The sequence below is a fragment of the Photorhabdus machadonis genome (assembly GCF_052657765.1).
Map to the genome: position 1 here is coordinate 3,093,548 of NZ_CP199761.1, position 15,152 is coordinate 3,108,699.

The 15,152-nt window shown below is 38.7% G+C and carries 13 protein-coding genes, 3 tRNA genes and 6 pseudogenes; 9 read left to right on the forward strand and 13 right to left on the reverse strand.

From position 1 onward, the window contains the following. Nucleotides 1-80: 80 nt before the first annotated feature. A pseudogene (locus ACUN2T_RS14565) lies at nucleotides 81-182 on the forward strand (helix-turn-helix domain-containing protein); the annotation flags it as partial. A 334-nt stretch (nucleotides 183-516) separates the two neighbouring features. Continuing rightward, nucleotides 517-651: a hypothetical protein gene (locus tag ACUN2T_RS14570; RefSeq protein ID WP_445493721.1), complete on the forward strand. Its 135-nt coding sequence runs from the start codon at nucleotides 517-519 to the stop codon at nucleotides 649-651. Between the two features lie 131 nt (nucleotides 652-782). Here ACUN2T_RS14570 and ACUN2T_RS14575 read toward each other — a convergent pair whose 3' ends face one another. The 7 genes and pseudogenes from ACUN2T_RS14575 to ACUN2T_RS14605 form a co-directional block, all read right to left on the reverse strand. Next, nucleotides 783-1,895 carry a class II histone deacetylase gene (locus ACUN2T_RS14575; RefSeq protein ID WP_445497881.1) on the reverse strand — a complete coding sequence of 371 codons (1,113 nt, stop codon included), beginning with the start codon at nucleotides 1,893-1,895 and terminating at the stop codon, nucleotides 783-785. A gap of 134 nt (nucleotides 1,896-2,029) precedes the next feature. After that, nucleotides 2,030-2,137: pseudogene (locus tag ACUN2T_RS14580) on the reverse strand (recombinase family protein); the annotation flags it as partial. A 29-nt stretch (nucleotides 2,138-2,166) separates the two neighbouring features. Next, nucleotides 2,167-2,862 carry an aquaporin Z gene (aqpZ, locus tag ACUN2T_RS14585; protein WP_445493722.1) on the reverse strand — a complete coding sequence of 232 codons (696 nt, stop codon included), beginning with the start codon at nucleotides 2,860-2,862 and terminating at the stop codon, nucleotides 2,167-2,169. A 364-nt stretch (nucleotides 2,863-3,226) separates the two neighbouring features. Then, a complete protein-coding gene (locus ACUN2T_RS14590) occupies nucleotides 3,227-3,664 on the reverse strand; it encodes a universal stress protein (RefSeq protein ID WP_445493723.1) in 438 nt (145 codons plus the stop codon). 118 nt (nucleotides 3,665-3,782) lie between these two features. Continuing rightward, on the reverse strand, nucleotides 3,783-4,121 hold the full coding sequence (locus tag ACUN2T_RS14595) for a hypothetical protein (protein WP_445493724.1): 339 nt from the start codon (nucleotides 4,119-4,121) through the stop codon (nucleotides 3,783-3,785). Nucleotides 4,122-4,270: 149 nt separating this feature from the next. Beyond that, nucleotides 4,271-4,699: a universal stress protein gene (locus ACUN2T_RS14600; RefSeq protein ID WP_445493725.1), complete on the reverse strand. Its 429-nt coding sequence runs from the start codon at nucleotides 4,697-4,699 to the stop codon at nucleotides 4,271-4,273. A gap of 560 nt (nucleotides 4,700-5,259) precedes the next feature. Further along, on the reverse strand, nucleotides 5,260-5,484 hold the full coding sequence (locus ACUN2T_RS14605; RefSeq protein WP_445493726.1) for a DUF2594 family protein: 225 nt from the start codon (nucleotides 5,482-5,484) through the stop codon (nucleotides 5,260-5,262). A gap of 436 nt (nucleotides 5,485-5,920) precedes the next feature. Here ACUN2T_RS14605 and uvrY point away from each other — a divergent pair, with 436 nt between their 5' ends. From uvrY to ACUN2T_RS14635, 6 genes are all read left to right on the forward strand, one after another. Next, on the forward strand, nucleotides 5,921-6,586 hold the full coding sequence (gene uvrY, locus ACUN2T_RS14610) for a UvrY/SirA/GacA family response regulator transcription factor (protein ID WP_445493727.1): 666 nt from the start codon (nucleotides 5,921-5,923) through the stop codon (nucleotides 6,584-6,586). Then, nucleotides 6,570-8,402: an excinuclease ABC subunit UvrC gene (gene uvrC / locus ACUN2T_RS14615; protein ID WP_445493728.1), complete on the forward strand. Its 1,833-nt coding sequence runs from the start codon at nucleotides 6,570-6,572 to the stop codon at nucleotides 8,400-8,402. The genes uvrY and uvrC overlap by 17 nt, the downstream gene beginning before the upstream one ends. A 57-nt stretch (nucleotides 8,403-8,459) precedes the next feature. Further along, nucleotides 8,460-9,008, forward strand: coding sequence for a CDP-diacylglycerol--glycerol-3-phosphate 3-phosphatidyltransferase (gene pgsA / locus ACUN2T_RS14620; protein WP_445493729.1), 549 nt, complete (start codon nucleotides 8,460-8,462; stop codon nucleotides 9,006-9,008). Between the two features lie 144 nt (nucleotides 9,009-9,152). Then, nucleotides 9,153-9,228: transfer RNA gene (locus ACUN2T_RS14625), tRNA-Gly, on the forward strand. 48 nt (nucleotides 9,229-9,276) lie between these two features. After that, nucleotides 9,277-9,350: transfer RNA gene (locus ACUN2T_RS14630), tRNA-Cys, on the forward strand. 6 nt (nucleotides 9,351-9,356) lie between these two features. After that, nucleotides 9,357-9,443: transfer RNA gene (locus ACUN2T_RS14635), tRNA-Leu, on the forward strand. 297 nt (nucleotides 9,444-9,740) lie between these two features. On the opposite strand, the pseudogene ACUN2T_RS14640 reads toward ACUN2T_RS14635, so the two are convergent. The 5 genes and pseudogenes from ACUN2T_RS14640 to ACUN2T_RS14660 form a co-directional block, all read right to left on the reverse strand. Beyond that, a pseudogene (locus ACUN2T_RS14640) lies at nucleotides 9,741-10,034 on the reverse strand (phage tail protein); the annotation flags it as partial. A 344-nt stretch (nucleotides 10,035-10,378) separates the two neighbouring features. Then, the gene (locus ACUN2T_RS14645) at nucleotides 10,379-11,677 is read right to left on the reverse strand and encodes a phage tail fiber protein (RefSeq protein WP_445493730.1); all 1,299 of its coding nucleotides are present in this window, start codon (nucleotides 11,675-11,677) and stop codon (nucleotides 10,379-10,381) included. A 334-nt stretch (nucleotides 11,678-12,011) separates the two neighbouring features. Continuing rightward, the gene (locus ACUN2T_RS14650) at nucleotides 12,012-12,104 is read right to left on the reverse strand and encodes a tail fiber assembly protein (RefSeq protein WP_445497882.1); all 93 of its coding nucleotides are present in this window, start codon (nucleotides 12,102-12,104) and stop codon (nucleotides 12,012-12,014) included. Next, a complete protein-coding gene (locus ACUN2T_RS14655) occupies nucleotides 12,061-12,750 on the reverse strand; it encodes a phage tail protein (RefSeq protein ID WP_445493731.1) in 690 nt (229 codons plus the stop codon). Before ACUN2T_RS14655 ends, ACUN2T_RS14650 begins: the two co-directional genes overlap by 44 nt. Nucleotides 12,751-13,132: 382 nt before the next feature. Continuing rightward, nucleotides 13,133-13,395, reverse strand: a pseudogene (locus ACUN2T_RS14660) (aquaporin); the annotation flags it as partial. Nucleotides 13,396-13,413: 18 nt separating this feature from the next. Between ACUN2T_RS14660 and ACUN2T_RS14665 the strand changes: the two are divergent. Then, nucleotides 13,414-13,701, forward strand: a pseudogene (locus tag ACUN2T_RS14665) (transposase); the annotation flags it as partial. A gap of 436 nt (nucleotides 13,702-14,137) precedes the next feature. Here ACUN2T_RS14665 and ACUN2T_RS14670 read toward each other — a convergent pair. After that, nucleotides 14,138-14,686, reverse strand: a pseudogene (locus ACUN2T_RS14670) (tail fiber protein); the annotation flags it as partial. Nucleotides 14,687-15,152 lie beyond the last annotated feature (466 nt).

The following is a 15,152-nucleotide window of genomic DNA, read 5'->3' on the forward strand; positions in this document are numbered from 1 at the left end:
CAAAAGATTATTGATGTTAAAGCGAGCAAAAGAGGGTGCTAGGGTGTTAAAGCCTAAAAGGCCGAAAACGTCATCAAGCGATTATTGAAGCCGCAACAAATGTCTTTATTGAGCATGGCTATGAAGGAACAACACTGGATATGATTATTGAACGTGCCGGCGGTTCGCGCTCGACGTTATATCATTCATTGCTTGAGTCAAAGATTAATCACTGCTTTATTATCCTCTTGATTTTTAACTGTAATTGACGCTGTACCATGACGAACATGAATTGATGCTTGTTTCTTTGCATAAGGAATTGGCTTAAAAATAATCTTGTCTACCACAACATCCTCAAATTTAACCTGGTATTATTCATCAACTTTAATTCTATCGCCAATGACAGTAGAGAATAACTTCCAATTATTTATTTGACTCGAATTTATATTAATCCTAGGGGCTGTTGACGTTTTGAGAGGAATGATTGAACAGCATGATGATTTGGTATAATTGCTTTCGCCAAAGAACCACTGAAGTATGAATAAGGCGGGTGACGGTTCAATATTCCTGAGTTTTCTGCCAGCGATGAATGGGCAGGCGGCCAGAGCGATCTGTCGGGAGTGTAAGGGGATGGTTCCCCTGCGCCACACGATAACCCCACATCAAAAATAATCAATTTTTTTAATTTAATTCAATAAGATATATTACGAAGGTGAGACTTTTCAGGGAAATGCGCACACCGCCCCTTATTAGCCTTATAGGTTTGCTCCCAAGCTATGTAAAGCAAACCTACGCAACAAAGCTCAAAGACCGAATTTTTCTTTAAGTTTATCAAGCTGCTGTTGTTGAAATAGCTCAAACTCAGCTCTTGGCTGCTGCAAGCGTATAAAATCTAACATTGGATCTTTGACTTCAGTACGAATGCCGCTCATCTGTTCAAGTACTGCCAATCCACAGAATGGTACATAAGACTCCGCATACCCGCCTTCATGAACAACGACCAGTTTTCCGTCGCATAAACTATCCGCTGCCTGTTGCACTAGCTGGGTCATCTCCCGAAAACTTTCACTATGGAGCTGCATCCTTGCCAAAGGATCCACCGCATTCGCATCATAGCCACAGGCAACAATTATCAGCTCCGGTTTAAAGCGTTCAAGCGCAGGAAGTACTATCTGTGTCATTGCATAGATATAGCTATTATGTCCGGCTCCAGCAAGTAATGGGATATTCAGGTTATAACCTGTCCCTTCACCTTCCCCGATATCATCTTCACCGCTGTATCCTGGAGGGAAACAACCATCCTGATGTATCGAGATGGTCAAAACATCAGAACGATCCCAATAAATATGCTGAGTACCATTACCGTGATGAACATCCCAATCAATGACCGCCACTCGTTTTAAATCAAAACGTGCTTTTGCTTGTTCAATTGCCAATGGGATATTTGCTAAAAAACAAAATCCCATGGACTTATCAGGCAAGCAGTGATGGCCTGGTGGTCGAGAAAGACTATAAGCATTATCAAGCTCACCACTAAGCACAGCTTTCACCGCGGCACAAGCAAGGCTGGCTGAGAGTTTAGCAATTTCATAGCTTCCCGGTCCCAGAGGCGCTTCTATACCAAGCATCCCTCCGCCATTATCACTGACTTGCTTAAACCGCTTCAGATACTCTTCCGGATGAATTTTACGTAATGTTTGCTCATCAATAGGCGACGCCGAAGAAAGATGCAAAGAGTGGCTCAAACCTGATACATCCATCAAATTTTTCAACCGCCTTTTTGTTTCCGGCGATTCAGCATGTGCAGTTCCAGAAGGAGGCTGAACCCAACCACCGACAGGCAGAGTCGTTACATACACGCCAGTACTATGCCAAAAACAATGCTCATCAAAGAAAAACCCCGTTTTTCGTCTCATCATCCCTTCCTTCCACATTAAATTAATTCACATATTATCAACATAATCAAAACATAAAACAGATTAATAACGAATTATGGCGAAGCCCCCCAAAAGTGATGATGTTAAAAAGGGCGATTACCTTTGGACTCTTCGACTATTTTTCCCATTTCGCCTTCTGTACTGATACTGTCATCCAGAAATTTTACGGCAACGCCTTGTTCATCAAATTCTTTTATCAATTGAACCATATCAGCGGTATCAGCAAAGTAACTCCATCAATCAGTAAAAATCATTGTTTTTCAGCAAGCAGTAACCTGTAAATTACACCACCCACAATCCCGCCAATAATCGGCATAACCCAGAATAGCCATAACTGATCTAAAGCCCAGGTATTCTGGAATATAGCAACAGCGGTGCTTCTTGCAGGGTTAACTGAAGTGTTTGTAACAGGAATACTGACCAAGTGAATTAAAGTCAACGCCAAACCTATTGCTAATGGCGCAAAACCCGCATAGGCTCGTTTATCTGTTACACCAATAATGACAATCAGGAAAATAGCCGTCAAAACAACTTCAGCAACAATAGCTGCCTGAAGTGAAAATCCACCAGGTGAATGCTCACCATAACCATTGGATGCAAAACCACTGGCTGTCACATCAAAACCAGACTGCCCACTGGCAATAACATACAACACAGCCGCCGCAAGAATACCGCCTATAACTTGAGAAATAATATAAGGTATAATTTCTGCGGCCCTAAAACGTCCCCCGGCCCAAAGGCCAATTGTTACCGCAGGATTGAAATGTCCACCAGAAATATGCCCTACTGCGTACACCATCGCCACAATGGTTAAACCAGATGCTAAAGCGACACCGACAAAACCAATACCTAATTCAGGAAATCCAGCAGCTAATACAGCACTACCACATCCCCCAAAAACCAGAACGAATGTTCCAAGCAATTCAGCCGTTAATTTTCTTAACATATTTTATCCTCATCCAGTTATCGAATAGAGTCACCTTGCTGGAATTAACTATAGCTAATAAATGAAAATCACGCTTATTTTTGACATAACAACATAAGTCGCTGATTAATTAGATATATTTATATTAAATTCACTTTAAACACAATATTCAATGCAGAATTTGCCCTATTGGATCAACTTTTCGATAAAATAGGGATCATTTAAAATCAATTATCTCCAGAATAAGATCAACATTCTTTTTAAAATATAAAAATCCGGTTCAGAATATAGACACCGGATTATCACATAAGTATTGAATAGCTCAATATATATTAAACAATGGGTACGATAAAAAAGATGACTTTTTCATTACTAAATAAATAACTCATCTGACTACCAAAACTGAAATATTTGCATATCCGACAATTCCTGAAGCGTTTGAACCTAATAAATGGGTCGAAATATTAGGTCGCCTGGAACCAATGATAATTAAATCGGCTTCAATCTCATTTGCTGTTGATAATACTTTGTCCCTTGGTGATCCAAAAGCGACGGAGAAAGAGACTCGCTCTTTTGGCAAGTCTATTCTTTCAGCAACTTTTGCCAGTTCTTCTTCTGACCTTGCAGTAGATTTCTTGGCAAAAGAGTTGATCAAGTCATAATGATAACTATAACTAACTGAAAATATTGATACATCAGGAATGGAATGGAAAAGATGTATATTGGCACCAGACAACTTAGCCAAATACTCTGCATGTGCAATCGCTTTATCGGTCAATTCATCTTCTGAGATTTCCACCGGCACTAAAATAGTTTTGTACATATGCACTCCTATATTTATATACCAAACTTAACTACTTCAATGAGTATATGAAATATTCCACCATTTGCTGTGAGTTGTTTAACTAAATCAAACAAATTACTGCATAACGCATTTTTCATTACTCAGCATCAATATGCCATTTGTGTAATATTCGGTGGATGAAAGGTGTTACAACAAGCCCTAAAGTAATCAAGAACACACTTTCCAGAAATAATCCATATATCGCAATAAAATATTTACCAAACAAACTAACAGGCGCAGGATCTAACCCCTGTGCTCCAAGCATAGATAACGCATTGAGCAAAGACTCAGAAAATGAGTGCCCTTCTATCAGGTAAAACCCCAGCACACCCGGAATTATCCCAATAAAGAAAAATGTGGCAGCGATAAGGTAAAAACGCGTCACTCGCCATAGAAAATGATCCAGACGAACCAGTTTATCAGTAAATTTTTCCATAATTATTTCATCCGCAATAATTCTGCACAGTCACATGCAATTTCAATGAAAATGAAGCCAAATCAAACCTTGCTAAAACAGCTTTAACTAATGGTAAGCCATTCTAAAATGGCTTACCAATTCATCCAATTAAGAGCCCATCCCATATCTTACCTGATAACCAAAACCGATATTTTCGAGTATTTGACAACACCTGCTGCATTAGATCCTAATAAATGCGTTGTGATATTGGGTCTCCTTGAGCCAATAACAATAAGATCAGCATTAATTTCTGTAGCAGTTGCTGTTATTTCGTCTCTTGGCGAACCAAATGCAATGGAGTAGGATAGCTTCTCATCAGGAAGATCCATCGTATCAAGCAGCATTTTTAAATCATCTTCTGCTTTAATTGTCGCTTTATCCTTAATTTCCTCATATCCTAATGAATATGCATTAACAATCGCCGATGAGATTGGCAACACATGAAGTATATGAAGCTTCGCACTCGTTTCTTTAGCTAAAGACAGTGCATGCTTCACGGCTTTACTCGTTAGTTCATCTTCTGAAATATCTACCGGTACTAAAATAGTTTTGTACATATGCACTCCCCTATATTTACATACCAAACCAGATTGCTACATTTAGTATACTCTATATCCCGTTAATTACTATGAGTTATTTAACCAAATGAAAGCAATAACAAAAGGTAAAAATACTTATATTTCATATCCATATAGAATATAACCGATATCTTTCACATAGAATTAACACTTATAAAAATAAAAACCCAATCACCATGATGGTAATAAATTTATTACTGTTTGTCATCAATGATTATTCAGCCTATTACTCGCAAAATAAAAAATCAATTAATACCTTTATTCAATATATCATCCTGTATATAACAATAAAATAACAGTTATAACTTAAGTATTTTTCACCTATTACCGCTACCTACCTTCCTTTTCTCTATAGACAGATAATGACTGCACTTTTAATCTGTTTATCTTATAGCTTTAAATTCATATGGTTATATAAATTTAACACACATAATAATATATTTTTCCAAATGAAATATTATAAAATAAACGTTTAGCATTTTCACATATGTTAAAAGTAGAATGTATAGGGGCAATGACATCAACCCCTGAAACCTATTTTACTGCCGATATAGCGATTTTATTTTCTGAACGGTATTTTCAAATATCTTAGCCTGTTTTTCATCGTCTATTTCTGCAATAGCGTGCTCCATATTCAGTATAACTTTCCCGACATTAGCTTGTCCCATTGTTTTAAAAATCGAAGCCAACAACATTTTTAAACATGTCACTTCTGTTGCCAAGATTTGGGTATCGAAAGATGAAGCCAAATCAATTTTACTCATAGTCGTTACCTGCTTAAGTATTAATTACGTCATGAAAATAATAATTTTACCACATAATCCATCCCCTACTTTTATGCATTTGGTAAATATATCTGCAAAAAACAAATGTTAACCCATTGTTAAAATCATTTATTTTATAAATATTTGTGTAGTTATTAATTCTACGATAATCAGAATATACAGGATGTTCTTGTTGTAAATAAATAACACATCTCACCATATAAGATAATTCTCTTTTGTCTTTGAGAGATATAAGTATAATATTCACATTCCTGATGAATTTTTGGGATAATTTATCTATTCTATTGTTTTATATAATTTTTACTAAAAATCAAAAAATAGATTACTGAAGTTAACTCTTCTGAAAAAAATTTAATTCGCAAGCAATATCAATGAAAGCTCATGTATGAGCATAGGGCCAGTTGGAGACACTTTTTTGATAAATGTTTTGTTAGTCGATGATCATGAATTGGTCAGGGTTGGTGTAAAACGTATTCTTGATGATGTGAAAGGAATAACAGTTACAGGAGAAGTCAATTGTGGTGAAGACGCGATAAAATGGTGCCGGACGAATAAAGTAGATATCGTGTTAATGGATATGAATATGCCAGGCATCGGTGGCCTGGAGACAACAAAAAGGATCCTGCGTTATCATCCCGATGTCCGGGTCATTATGTTGACTATCTATACTGAAAATCCACTGCCAATGAAGATGATGCAGGCAGGCGCCAGAGGGTATCTCAGTAAAGCCTCTACTCCTCAGGATGTGGTCAATGCGATTCGTACTGTTAATGCCGGGCAGCGCTATATCGCTCCCGATATTGCCCAGCAGATGGCCCTTAGCCAAATTAATCCACAGGCAGATAATCCACTCAGTTGCCTGTCTGATCGTGAATTACAGATTATGCTGATGATCACAAAGGGACAAAAGGTAAGTGATATCTCTGAACAACTTAACCTCAGCCCAAAAACCGTCAATAGCTATCGCTATAGAATGTTTAGTAAACTAAATATCGGCGGTGATGTAGAATTAACACATATAGCAATACGTTATGGGCTGTTCGACACAGAGAGTCTGTTAAATAGTGACGGAACAATTTGATTCAAAAGCATTTTTAAAAACAGTAACCCGTCAGCCTGGTGTTTATCGTATGTATGACACCTTGGGAACGGTTATTTATGTCGGCAAAGCTAAAGATTTAAAAAAGCGGCTTTCCAGTTATTTCCGTGTGCAGGTCGCCAGCCGTAAAACCGAATCTCTGGTTAAAAACATTGCTCAAATAGATGTTACTGTCACACATACAGAAACAGAAGCATTGTTACTAGAACATAATTACATCAAGCTTTATCAGCCCCGATATAACGTCTTACTGCGAGATGACAAATCTTATCCTTATATTTTTCTCAGCACAGAGAAACACCCACGGCTGGCAATGTATCGGGGTGCTAAACATTCTAAAGGTGAATACTTTGGCCCATTTCCAAGCGCTTATGCGGTACGTGAATCATTAATCTTACTGCAAAAACTTTTTCCTATCCGGCAATGTGAGGATAGTGTCTACCGCAATCGCTCCCGGCCATGCCTTCAATATCAAATTGGCCGATGTCTTGGGCCTTGCGTTAATGGGTTGGTCAGTGAAGAAGAATACCAACAGCAAGTTGATTATATTCGCCTATTTCTTTCAGGCAAAGATCAGCAAGTTCTAACCAAATTGATTAGCCGAATGGAAGCAGCCAGCCAGCAACTGAAATTTGAAGATGCTGCAAGATATCGCGATCAAATACAAACCGTCCGTCAGGTCACTGAGAGACAATTTGTTTCAGGCACAGACGACGATCTGGATGTTATTAGCATTGCATTTGAAGCGGGCATGGCTTGTCTGCATGTCCTGTTTATACGTCAGGGGAAAGTACTGGGGAGCCGAAGTTATTACCCTAAAATACCGACCGGGACAAAATCCGACGAAATTGTGCAAACATTCCTTGGTCAATTTTATTTACAAGGCAGCCAAAACCGGACTTTGCCATCAGAAATTTTGCTGGATTTTGCTCTGCAAGAGAAAGACATTTTATCTGATTCATTATCTGAAATATCGGGCCGAAAAATTCATATTCAAACCCGCCCTCGCGGAGACAGGGCCCGTTATCTGAAACTCGCCCGGACAAATGCAGCTACAGCTTTAGTTACCCGCTTATCTCAACAATCCACCATTCACCAAAGATTAGAATCTCTCGCTAATTTAGTTAAGTTGGCAAAAATTCAGAGAATGGAGTGTTTTGATATCAGTCACACTATGGGGGAACAAACTGTTGCATCTTGCGTTGTCTTTGATAGTAATGGCCCACTACGTTCTGAATATCGGCGCTATAATATTAGTGGCATTACGCCCGGTGATGATTATGCTGCCATGAATCAAGTATTGCGCCGTCGATACGGAAAAGCATTAGATGAATCAAAAATTCCCGATATTATTTTTATTGATGGCGGTAAAGGGCAGTTAGCTCAGGCAATAGAGGTATTCCAGTCTCTTGATGTTGAATGGGACAAAACACGCCCTCAATTGATAGGCGTTGCCAAAGGAAGCGATCGCAAAGCTGGGCTTGAAACACTATTTTTCGCGGCAGAAGGTGAAGGTATCGCATTACCACCAGACTCACCTGCCCTGCATGTGATTCAACATATCCGTGACGAATCACATAACCATGCGATAACCGGGCACCGCCAGCAGAGAGATAAAGTAAGAAAAACCAGTACGCTGGAATCTATTGCCGGTGTCGGTCCAAAACGCCGACAAATGTTACTGAAATATATGGGGGGATTACAGCCTTTACGCAACGCAAGTGTCGAAGAGATCGCAAAAGTACCGACTATTTCCTATGCATTAGCAGAAAAAATTCATAATGCATTGAAACACTAGGTGCATTGATGCACCATACTTATAAATTCCACTATAGCCAGATAGTTAAGAAGCACTATGCAATTAAATATACCAACATGGCTCACTCTGTTCCGTATCGCCCTGATCCCATTTTTTGTACTGGCATTTTACTTGCCATTCAATTGGGCGCCGATGGTCTGTGCCATAATTTTTGTTGTCGCTGCGGCGACAGACTGGTTTGACGGTTTTCTCGCCCGCCTTTGGAAGCAAACAACCCGCTTTGGCGCATTTCTTGATCCTGTCGCTGACAAAATCATGGTTGCCGCCGCATTAGTATTAGTTTCCGAGCATTATCATACATGGTGGATAACACTCCCCGCTGCAACCATGATAGCGCGTGAAATTATCATCTCCTCTCTCAGAGAATGGATGGCTGAATTAGGAAAACGCAGTAACGTTGCCGTTTCCTGGATGGGTAAGGTAAAAACGACAGCACAGATGGCGGCATTAATTGCCTTATTATGGCGCCCTAATTTTGAATTCGAACTGGGTGGATTCATATTACTTTACGTTGCTACAGTGATAACATTTTGGTCAATGTTTCAATATGTCAACGCGGCGTGGTCTGATTTGCGTGAAGCTTGATCGAAGTGACGTAAAAATCGTCGAACAAACACACCCTAACAATAATTGTGTTGACTCAATACGTGAAGTAAGTAGAATGCAACGCATCGAAAGGCACATGAGATTTACGAAAACAAATAAGTAAATCAGCCAGTTCGAAGCGGTGCGGGAATAGCTCAGTTGGTAGAGCACAACCTTGCCAAGGTTGGGGTCGCGAGTTCGAGTCTCGTTTCCCGCTCCAAGTTACTAGTTAAGATAGATGATTGGTAACTTTATAGCTGATAAGTAAGGCGCGTTGGCAGAGTGGCCATGCAGCGGATTGCAAATCCGTTAACCTCGGTTCGACTCCGGGACGCGCCTCCAAATTCAGCCCAGGTGGTGAAATCGGTAGACACAAGGGATTTAAAATCCCTCGGCTGTAAGGCTGTGCGGGTTCAAGTCCCGCCCTGGGCACCAAATAAAACTTGCTGTAAAACAGTGAGTTAGGGAAAGCAAAAAAGCCACCTTTCGGTGGCTTTTTTGCTTTCGGAAATGGCGTAAAAATAGCGAAGTGGCGGCATTTTGGCAAAACTGTCTAAATACACACTATCCATTTCAGGCAATATCTTCTCTCTCGAAGTATCATCAGAAAAATATTTTTCACATAAAAAAAGCACACCTGAACGAATCATGATGTGCTTTTTATGATTATTTATTCATCTGGTCTAATCAAAAAGACATAACGGCTTGCTGATCATTAGTAAATTTTTATACAGGAATGTTAGAGGTATCTAAAATTTTCTGTTCTAATGCTTCATTTAATTGCGCGGTAAGCTTGGTTATATCACCATTATCCAAAACATCCTCGCCAGATTGTTCTGCAATAAAATTAGCTACGACGGCTGATATAGTTGATGATTAATGCAACGCCTTATTTAACCAATGAGAGTGAACATCATCTGAAGGAAACTCTGTCTGCAAATCCGAACTTATTCCATATTTCTCTTGACTCACTACATTTTTATTATTACTAACAGAAAGAGCTTTAAAATCATTTTTTTGACTCATATCCTTACCCCTTAAGCAAAATAATATTTTTTATAATCAACATATTTATACCCTATGGATTTCAAGATGCATCACGACGGCAAGGGAGCGAATCCCCGGGAGCACAGAGAACTATATGACCGGGGTGAGTGAGTGCAGCCAACAAAGAGGCAACTTGAAAGATGACGGATATATATGCTTTAAAAACGAGCGGTTATATCACTCACCATTAATATGAAAAAATAGAGAATGATGCTCAACGTCAACATCCTAATATTGAAGCGCCAAAAAGCCCAAATAAGTGCCTATAATAGCCCTATTAGGATAGGCAGTAAAATACAGGGCCGATACACGGCCCCGTATTACTACAATTTATTACCAGAAGCGCTGATATTCTCCATTTCTTCCTGTAACTTCTTTCGATTCAAGTTCCAGAGTGAATCTTCTGGCATTTGGACCCGAATATCTAAACGGCAAGAATCGGGAATATCACAGGACTCCTCATCTTGATAGAATATCTTGTTGCCATTGTCATCAATAGATTTGAGCCGCCAATTTTGAAATCTCTCCGGTAGATGTGCGTGTTGGCGATGGAAAGTCTTAATGATAATAGAGCCATCAAGTTGAACGTGATCATCAACAAAAATCAGTTCGAGATTATTGTTGTCGCGGGGAACAGAAATGCCCCCATGCACACCCCAACCGCCATCAGCGTTATAGCCCAATATATTTGATATACGATATATGCCGGTTGCCTCTTTTATCACTTCTGCACCTTCGGATTCGTCATTAGTCGAGAATGTGCCATCAGGGTAGATTTCTACTACCGGAGAGGCTACCTTGAGGTTTCCGTTGGTATCTGGTTTAGCGTTCTTATCGTCCCAAAACTTACGTGTAACTTGTCTTTTGCTATGGCTGTTTATGCTATCAGTACGATATGAACTGCCTTCGTGCGCGAAAACTAACCTATGGCTCCATACACCATCCACGCCTTCATTTGATAAGCCATTTACATTACTAAATCTTAACTGAACGCCATACCAATCAGATGGCAGTCCATATTTAGTGAGGAATGACGCTTTGGGTCCATACCCGGCACAACCATCGTATAGATTTTCCGAGCCATGCAAACGAGCAAACTTCATTGAATGCATTGCATTATTAATTGATACTGCGCTCACATCCGCAGCAGTCAAATTAATATCTCCGGTCAACGCTTTACCGTTTATTTTCCGGTTATCGGGTACCTTAGTATTAATACTTCCCAGTAATGAATTAACTATTTCCTTAATCAACCTTTGCGTCACTGCCAATGTATCACTATCACCAATGACATCGGTAAGTTGAACAATACCTTTTTGTGTTAATGAAGCATTGGGAATTCCTGTTATCGCTTTCTGTTCTAAAGCTTTATTTAACTGTGCAGTGAGTTTAGTGACATTACCATCATCTAAAACATCCTCACCAGATTGTGCGGCAATAAAATCAGCGACAACCGATGTTATTGTTGATGTTTGACGAAATATCTTATTTAACATGTAATTATCAATATACTGCTTGTCTGGAAACCCACGTGACAAATTCGGATCTGTTTCATAGTCCTGTTGACTGGACACATTAGCGTTACTATCGATAGCAAAAGCTTTAAAATCATTTTTACTCATATGCCTTCCCCAAATTAAATAATGTTCATTTATAGTCAATAAATTGAATTAATTAGAAATAATTCTCCATAATTTACATCAGTTATAGTCTAACTCTGAAAAACAACAACTTATCATCAAAAATATACTCCAGCCTCTTACATTAAATATATGGAAATATACTTTCTGACTTCCCTCCACTTTTAGCGAAAATAAATCTAAAATTGATACTAAATCAATTTTACGAATCAGAGCTTATTTTTATGTGGACTTTTATACAAATCTCCTCAATCAAAGCACTGATTAAAAAACCAGTGCTTTGTTAATATCTGAGGATTATAAGACGTTAATGATATTATTCTTGCGGCTTTTCAGGCCAACTAATGTTTGGTGCCGATGAAACATCAACCCGACGCAGTACTAAATCGATCCTGAGCCGTAGGTTGATGAACGCCAGTATTAAATAGACTGCCGGGGTGAGTTCCAGAAGTATAAAAAGCACCATCAGTGGTACTAAACATACGGGATGAGTTAGTTGCAGTTCGTCCACTTACACTACCAGTAATGTTCCTGATCGCATCCCCTTGGTGAGTTAAAATTTCACGGCCACTATCAACACCTCGCCCATCATCCCAGCCACGAATAAACTCGCCTCTTAAATCAGGTAATCTACCGTTAGGATAAGCTTCTGCTAACTTCGGATACTGTGATCTACTAAAAACGGAACCATTACAAGTGAAATAACCGGGAGGTGGATGGGGCAACGGCCAAGGAATAGGAGAACCAACGGGGATACTGGAAATACTTGAAATTTTTTGCTCTACAGCTTTATCTAAAGCGCTATTGAATCGCACAGTAAGCTTAGCTATATCACCATCATCCAAAACATCATCACCAGATTGTGTCGCAATAAAATTAGCCACGACTGATGATATTGTTGAGGATTGGCGTAATACCTTATTTAATACATGAGTAGAAACATTCTCGGGTGGAAATCCCGTCTTTAAATTCTGACTTTCTTCATACTTTTCTTGACTCACTACATTAGCATTATCACTAATATAAAAGGCTTTAAAATCATTTAGTTGGCTCATAAACTCCTCTTCACCTCAATAATATCATTCAGTAATCAATATATTAAATGTTCGTACAGATAGCCTCTCTCAATTGGTGCTGATTATAGTCTAGTTCAGGAAAGGAATAATGAAATTTATTTTATAACTTATAGGGTTAATTATTTTTGTATAATTGGCAATAATAAATCACCCAACACATTTCAATAAAACACACCCAGATTACTTGCATTTTTCATCTCTTACTTTATCTTTGCTATTTATAATTAAAGATCTTCATGGAAATATTTCCTACCTTTATTAAAACAAATGAAAAAATAATAATGACAAAAAGTTCTTTCATTGAAAAGTAAAAAGACCACACTACAGCGTGGCCTTAAGCAAGGTAACTCACCAGTAAAAATCATTGTTTTTCAGCGAACAATAACCTGTAAATTCCCCCTCCAACAATCCCACCAATAATTGGCATCACCCAGAAAAACCATAACTGCTCTAAAGCCCAGGTATTCTGGAATATCGCAACAGCCGTGCTTCGTGCCGGATTGACTGATGTGTTGGTAATAGGAATGTAATCAAATTAATTAAAACCAGCGCCAAACCTATTGCTAATGGTGCAAAACCCGGAAGTGCTCGTCTATCTGTCACACCAATAATAACAATTAAGAAAAGCAAGGTAGCGCTGTCATGATACCGCCTCGTTCTGCTTTAAAAAAAGACAAGCTGGCATCCGAATATCACCGTCGAAAAATCGATGAATTAGGTGATCCGCTACTTGTTCTTGATAAGTATGTTGATTTCTCGGCACTGGCTGACACCATAGACCGTGTCGCGCCACGTATTATTTCTTCCAAAGGTGGACGCCCGCCATTCCCGACTGAGGTGATGGTTCGCATCATTATCCTGAAATATTTCCATAATCTTTCTGATGAAAAGATGGAATATCAATTGCCTGACCGAATGCGCTGGCAACGTTTGGTTTATTTTGGAAAATCCGGCATTCATACCTTTTAATTCCGGTATGTGATGAAAAAGCGATGAGTTTATTTTTTCCCCTGAAAAGCAAGAAAAAGTCATACACAATAAGGTCATTTATTGGTGAAGGCAATATCTTCTCTCTCGAAGTATCATCAGAAAAATATTTTTCACATAAAAAAAGCACACCTGAACGAATCATGATGTGCTTTTTATTACCAGTTGGATTGAGAATGACAACCCTAGGTGGAATTTTCCCATTCCTTTCTTGGGATCGGATGCGTTGACGGGGATATGTAGGATAAGTCGCTGTTTCTTGCTGAATGTACTTGCTGCTTTCTCCAATTCGTATGGGTCACGCAATATGTGATATACCCGTTCTGGGTCAAGTCCGAGCTTCCCATAACCCAGTAATTTCCTTTCCCCGATATGCATTAACTTTCGGGTACTGTAATTTGTTAAAAGCTGAACCGTTACAAATGAAATAACCAACAGGTGGATGGGGTAGCGGCCACGGAATAGGAGAACCAATAGGAATTTCATTGGCTGTTTTAATCCGGTTATCTATCTCTTTGCGGGTATATTCACGTAATGAATTTATTACTTCCTGAACAAGCTTTTGTGTAACCGCCAATGTGTCGCTATTGCCAATCTCATTTGTAAGTTGAACAACACCTTTTTGCGTTAATGAGGCACTGGGAATGTCTGTTGTAATTTTTTGCTCTAATGCTTTATTCAATTGAGCGGTAAGTTTAGCTATGTTTCCATCATCTAGAACATCATCGCCAGATTGTGTCGCGATAAAATCAGCCACAACAGATGATATGGTTGACGATTGACGTAGTGTTTTATTTAACAAATGAGTGGGAACATTATCTTGTGAAAACCCAGTCAGCAAACTCTGACTTTCTTCATATCTTTCTTGACTCACTACATTAGCATTATTACTAATAGAAAAAGCTTTAAAATCATTTTTCTGACTCATATACACTCCTAGAATTAAATAATATTATTTTATAAATGACTTATCACAATTCAGTGTATTTCAATAAAATAATAACAAAACACCCTTATAACTCAGAAGGCTGATTATTTTTATATAACTCAAAGAGTAAAAAATCTAATATCTCCAACTAAAAACACACTAATTCCATTTATATTTAACATCTGGATACTACTTTTCTCTTATTACTTCCATCTCTTCCTGAATCTCCCTCTGTTTAATATTCTACACTGAATCTTTAGGTATTTGGACTAAACACCTAAATAAGATTTCAAAATAGTAGATCACTTGAAGGGAACTCAGTCCGATTTTTGCGATCTGATTAATCACCAAATCAAAACAAATCCCAAAATGGGCTGAGTGATGCCAATCATAGCACCAATACCCCGAAACGAACGATGTCAGATGAAAAAACTTATCCATAAAACCCGGATAAATGTTTATCACA

What these genes read in the sequence shown, in the direction of transcription:
- ACUN2T_RS14570 (WP_445493721.1), top strand. Translation starts at nt 517, where the DNA reads ATGAATAAGGCGGGTGACGGTTCAATATTCCTGAGTTTTCTGCCAGCG.
- ACUN2T_RS14575 (WP_445497881.1), bottom strand. Translation starts at nt 1,895, where the DNA reads ATGAGACGAAAAACGGGGTTTTTCTTTGATGAGCATTGTTTTTGGCAT.
- aqpZ (WP_445493722.1), bottom strand. Translation starts at nt 2,862, where the DNA reads ATGTTAAGAAAATTAACGGCTGAATTGCTTGGAACATTCGTTCTGGTT.
- ACUN2T_RS14590 (WP_445493723.1), bottom strand. Translation starts at nt 3,664, where the DNA reads ATGTACAAAACTATTTTAGTGCCGGTGGAAATCTCAGAAGATGAATTG.
- ACUN2T_RS14595 (WP_445493724.1), bottom strand. Translation starts at nt 4,121, where the DNA reads ATGGAAAAATTTACTGATAAACTGGTTCGTCTGGATCATTTTCTATGG.
- ACUN2T_RS14600 (WP_445493725.1), bottom strand. Translation starts at nt 4,699, where the DNA reads ATGTACAAAACTATTTTAGTACCGGTAGATATTTCAGAAGATGAACTA.
- ACUN2T_RS14605 (WP_445493726.1), bottom strand. Translation starts at nt 5,484, where the DNA reads ATGAGTAAAATTGATTTGGCTTCATCTTTCGATACCCAAATCTTGGCA.
- pgsA (WP_445493729.1), top strand. Translation starts at nt 8,460, where the DNA reads ATGCAATTAAATATACCAACATGGCTCACTCTGTTCCGTATCGCCCTG.
- ACUN2T_RS14645 (WP_445493730.1), bottom strand. Translation starts at nt 11,677, where the DNA reads ATGAGTAAAAATGATTTTAAAGCTTTTGCTATCGATAGTAACGCTAAT.
- ACUN2T_RS14655 (WP_445493731.1), bottom strand. Translation starts at nt 12,750, where the DNA reads ATGAGCCAACTAAATGATTTTAAAGCCTTTTATATTAGTGATAATGCT.